Origin of the sequence: Microseira sp. BLCC-F43 (genome assembly GCF_041929235.1) — a bacterium.
Classification (GTDB): Bacteria; Cyanobacteriota; Cyanobacteriia; order Cyanobacteriales; family Aerosakkonemataceae; genus Microseira.
Window position 1 is genome coordinate 1 of the sequence record NZ_JBHFNP010000354.1, and the last position, 4,900, is coordinate 4,900.

Genomic DNA, 4,900 nt, shown 5'->3' on the forward strand with positions numbered 1-4,900 from the left:
GGTTTGTGTGTAGGGGCACGGCAGCAGAAACATTCGGTACAAGAGAAGATTTTATGATTGCCGTGCCCCAAAGGTTTGTGTGTAGGGGCACGGCAGCAGAAACATTCGGTACAAGAGAAGATTTTATGATTGCCGTGCCCCGAAGATTTTTGATTATTTTCCAATTCATATCCAGTCCAATTTTGTCATCTTTCTTGGGATATACGCCCTTAGGCGTATGCCTAATGGTGCGTTAGCATTGGTAAAAAATGTAGAAAAAATAAAAATGGTATAACCCTAAACAATATGGACTTGTTTAAAAGCTGAGGTAGCTGCTTTGTAGGCGGTACCCTAAAAAAAATTCCCAAAAATCCATCTAAAGTAAGCTTTCTTTTCCAGGGACATCGCTTTACTTTGGGAATGGGTCATAGCGCGTGGGTTATGGGTAATAATTACTATCGTTAACCACGAACTACGAACTATGAACTCAGCAGTTTTACAAGCATAGTCAAGCTTGAGAAGTGCCGTGAAAATTCCTAGTTCTATTGTCACTTTAATTGCCGGTATCGTTATAACCCTGGCTAGCCTCTGGTATGGTCACAATCACGGCTTACTGCCAGTTGCTGCTTCAGAAGAAGCACCCTTAGTAGACGGGTTATTCGATACAATGATGACCATTTCTACCGGGTTATTTCTGATTGTTGAGGGGACGTTAATTATTTCCATTATCCGGTTTCGCCGCCGCCCTGGGGATACGACAGATGCCGCACCCGTTCACGGGAACATTCCTTTAGAAATTCTCTGGACGGCAATTCCAGCGGTAATTGTGTTCATTATCGGCATCTACAGCTTTGAAGTTTATAACTCGATGGGCGGCTTAGATCCGATGGCGGCGCACGGGCATAAAATGGAAGCGAAGATAACGCGAGGGGCTGCGATCGCAGGCACATTATCTCACAACAATACACCCCCCTCCAACCAAGTTGCCGTAGGCGTGGGTGCTTCCCCAGAAAAAGGTGTTACCCCTGGATTAGAAATTAACGTAACAGGGCTGCAATTTGCCTGGATTTTTAACTACCCAGACAGCGGTGTTGTATCTGGAGAATTACACGTTCCCCAAGGGCGGGAAGTTAAATTAAACATTAGCGCCAGCGATGTCATTCATTCATTTTGGGTTCCCCAATTCCGCCTCAAACAAGACGCAATTCCAGGTCAAGAAACCCAACTAAGATTTACTCCCAGCAAACTAGGGGAATACCCGGTTATTTGTGCCGAACTCTGCGGCGCATATCACGGTGGGATGAAAACGCGGGTTATCGTTCAATCACCAGAAGAATTCGCTGCTTGGTTACAAAGTCAAACCGCAGCCGCAAGCAATAACAATTTGAATCAAGCAATAGCCGTTAACCCCCAGGAAATGTCGGCAGAAGAATTTTTAGCCCCCTACGCAGAAAAAATGGGAGTTAATCCAGAAACCCTAGCCCAATTACACCATTGAATTGGTAATAGGTCATTGGTAATCGGTAATTGGTAATTCCAGAGCAACAAAAACCCCAATTACCAATTAGCAATTAGCCATTAGCAATTAGCCATTAGCCATTAGCCATGACAAGCAATATAGAGCTTCAATCCCAAGCCAATAGAGAGGTTCATAACGAAGAACCGCTGTTTAGAAATTGGCGCGACTACTTTACGTTTAATACCGACCACAAAGTTATTGCAATTCAATACTTGGTCACGTCGTTTTTGTTTTACTTAATCGGCGGTTCCTTAGCCACGGCGATGCGAACCGAATTGGCAACGCCGGATGTGGATTTTGTCAGCCGCGAACTTTATAACGGCTTGTTAACTGTTCACGGGACGGTGATGATTTTCTTGTGGATTGTACCGGCAGGTGCGGGGTTGGCTAACTTTTTAATCCCGCTAATGATTGGGGCGCGGGATATGGCGTTTCCTAAACTCAATGCCGTTGCTTTTTGGATTATCCCGTTTGGGGGTTTATTGCTCATTAGCAGTTTCTTTTTAGAAGCGCCCCAAGCAGGTTGGACATCCTATCCCCCGTTGAGCATTCTTAATGCCAAAGTCGGTCAGGCAATTTGGATTACTAGCGTTCTTTTACTCGGTACTTCCTCAATTTTGGGGGCAATTAACTTTCTGGTCACCATCTTAAGAATGCGAATTCCCGGCATGGGCATCAATCAAATGCCTTTGTTCTGCTGGTCAATGATGGCGACCTCCGCATTAATTTTAATTGGCACGCCAGTGTTAGCCGGTGCTTTGATTTTACTGGCGTTTGATTTAATCGCCGGAACCGCATTTTTTAACCCGACTGGTGGGGGCGATCCAGTGGTGTATCAGCACTTGTTCTGGTTTTATTCGCACCCAGCGGTTTATATCATGATTGTGCCTTTATTTGGGGCAATTTCAGAAATTATTCCGGTTCATTCCCGGAAACCGATTTTTGGATATCGCGCGATCGCATACTCAAGTATCGCCATTGCTTTCTTGGGTTTAATTGTTTGGGCGCACCACATGTTTACCAGCGGTACTCCCGCTTGGTTGCGGATGTTTTTTATGATTGCCACAATGGTAATTGCCGTACCAACTGGAATTAAAGTATTTAGCTGGTTAGCCACAATTTGGGGCGGTAAGTTACGTTTAAACAGCGCCATGCTATTTGCAATGGGGTTTGTTTCTATGTTCGTAATCGGCGGAATCAGCGGCGTTATGGTGGCTTCTGTACCCTTTGATATTCACGTCCACGATACTTACTTTATCGTCGCCCACCTGCACTATGTTTTGTTTGGCGGTTCGGTTTTTGGTATTTATGCCTCGCTTTATCATTGGTTCCCCAAAATGACGGGACGGATGATGAATGAAACTTGGGGTTACATTCACTTTGCCCTCACGTTTGCTGGTTTTAATTTGACCTTTTTACCGATGCACGAACTCGGTTTATTGGGAATGAACCGCCGCGTGGCAGAATATGACCCGGCATTAGCACCGCTGAATTTGTTATGTACAATTGGTGCTTATTTGCTTGCGATTTCTACTATTCCCTTCCTCGTCAATGCCATTTGGAGTTGGCTATATGGCCCCTTAGCGGGAGATAATCCTTGGCAAGCACTAACGTTGGAATGGACAACCCCTTCACCCCCACCAGCAGAAAACTTTGCTATTACGCCGGTTTTAGCCATTGGTCCTTATGACTATGGTATGGGCGATCGCAACACCGAAGTCGATGTCCCCTTCTCGGAAGCGGAAGATCCAGCTTTATCCGCTGGACCAAATTCTGCACTACGTGCCGATCCCGACCCGGCAAAAGCAGCGCATCCCGACGACCATCAAGGATAATTTTAGATTTGAGATTTTAGATTTTAGATTTTAGATTGAGGATCTTAGAAATCGGGTTTCTATGAAAAATCGTCGGTTTGGCAACTAGAGATATACACAGAAACCCGGTTTCTTTGCGTCAGTCCTCATTAAATCTAAAATCTGCCATCTAAAATCTGCAATTCAATCGACCAATTACCCATTAGCAATTAGCAATTAACAATTCATGCAAAGTCAAACGATAGATCCATCCAAAACAGAGCTAAACTATCATCATAAAGCTGAAGCAACTCATGGTGAAGCGCATCCGGATCACCGTATATTTGGGTTGCTAGTCTTCCTAGTCGCAGAAGGGATGATTTTTATGGGGCTATTTAGCGCCTATCTCACCTTCCGCGCCGTTGCACCCGTTTGGCCTCCCGCAGGTACGCCTGAGTTAGAATTATTTCTCCCTGGCATTAATACCTTGGTGCTAATTTCTAGCAGTTTTGTGATTCACCAAGCTGATACGGCGATTAAAAATAACAACGTCGCCGGAATGCGGAATTGGTTTATCGCCACCGCTGTTATGGGCGTACTTTTCCTCGCCGGACAAGGTTACGAATACAGCCATCTGGAGTTTGGTCTGAAAAGCAATCTATTTGCCAGTACGTTTTACGTTTTAACTGGTTTCCACGGTTTGCACGTTTGCGTGGGCGTGTTGGCAATTCTGGCAGTGTTGTGGCGATCTCTTAAACCGAATCACTATTCCAGTCAACACTACTTTGGCATCGAAGCAGCCGAACTCTACTGGCACTTTGTAGATATTATTTGGGTGATTCTCTTTTTCCTGCTTTACATTCTTTAGATTCCCTCATCAAGCGTTTTTTGACCAAAATGTCCCCAATTGGGGATATTTTTCTTTACTTTCATCTTCAATCTTGACAAAAATACTTTTATTTGATATAATAAATTTTTTTTAATTAGCCTGTGCATAGGTAGGACCTAAATATATCTCCTCGTTCGCAAGGAATGTACAGCTTGTATTGGTCTATCTTTTTGAGTAATATGAATATTCCTTCGCGAACGTGTAACTTATGGCTGAACTCGTTTTAAGCAAACCCCAGGCTCAGCAGTTTAACAATGTATTAAGTTTTACATTTAAGTGGAAAAAAAGTATAAATTAACATGCAGTCCTCAGTAAAAACCCTAGAAAGTTGGCAGGAGTTGATATAACCTAAGTCTGACCTGAGCCTTGGTTTAGCTGGGTGGGATGCGCTTTCCCGGCAAGCGCTCGCGCAGTTTTGGCGCGAAAAATCGCTTTGCGGGTTCGAGCCAGACAGCTGTCGCCGGAAGAATCAACTTTTCCTAGTTTAGGGAACCTTTTTGCCACAATTCGCTCCTAAACTACAGGTCAGGGTGCGTAGTTTGACAATCAACAGTGTTTTAAGGAAACAATCAACCGATGAACCACACCTAAAAATTACGGGAGCGTGGTAGCCCCGTCAATTCATTGCGGGGCCCAAACGCGACACGAGCAGATTTATCTGCCGTCAATATTAGTTAAGATTAATCAATATTATCATCTAGGTCAAAGCCAGTAGATTAT

General features: G+C 44.2%; 5 protein-coding genes. 4 read left to right on the plus strand and 1 reads right to left on the minus strand.

Annotated elements, in window-relative coordinates; all coding sequences use genetic code 11:
* The 4 genes from ACE1CM_RS47025 to ACE1CM_RS47040 all read left to right on the plus strand — a co-directional run.
* Window positions 1-236, plus strand: a 236-nt coding sequence (locus ACE1CM_RS47025) for a hypothetical protein (RefSeq protein ID WP_374886527.1), incomplete at its 5' end; no start/stop codon positions are given.
* Window positions 237-505: 269 nt separating this feature from the next.
* Complete coding sequence (locus tag ACE1CM_RS47030; protein ID WP_374886528.1) at window positions 506-1,477, plus strand: cytochrome c oxidase subunit II; 972 nt, start codon at window positions 506-508, stop codon at window positions 1,475-1,477.
* A 107-nt stretch (window positions 1,478-1,584) separates the two neighbouring features.
* Entirely contained in the window at window positions 1,585-3,333 is a 1,749-nt protein-coding gene (gene ctaD / locus ACE1CM_RS47035) for a cytochrome c oxidase subunit I (RefSeq protein WP_374886529.1), read from the plus strand.
* 205 nt (window positions 3,334-3,538) lie between these two features.
* On the plus strand, window positions 3,539-4,159 hold the full coding sequence (locus tag ACE1CM_RS47040) for a heme-copper oxidase subunit III (RefSeq protein WP_374886530.1): 621 nt from the start codon (window positions 3,539-3,541) through the stop codon (window positions 4,157-4,159).
* Window positions 4,160-4,528: 369 nt separating this feature from the next.
* Here ACE1CM_RS47040 and ACE1CM_RS47045 read toward each other — a convergent pair whose 3' ends face one another.
* Window positions 4,529-4,684: a hypothetical protein gene (locus ACE1CM_RS47045; RefSeq protein ID WP_374886531.1), complete on the minus strand. Its 156-nt coding sequence runs from the start codon at window positions 4,682-4,684 to the stop codon at window positions 4,529-4,531.
* Window positions 4,685-4,900 lie beyond the last annotated feature (216 nt).

Excerpts from the sequence above, each read along its gene's own strand:
- ctaD (WP_374886529.1), top strand. The coding sequence starts at position 1,585 with ATGACAAGCAATATAGAGCTTCAATCCCAAGCCAATAGAGAGGTTCAT.
- ACE1CM_RS47040 (WP_374886530.1), top strand. The coding sequence starts at position 3,539 with ATGCAAAGTCAAACGATAGATCCATCCAAAACAGAGCTAAACTATCAT.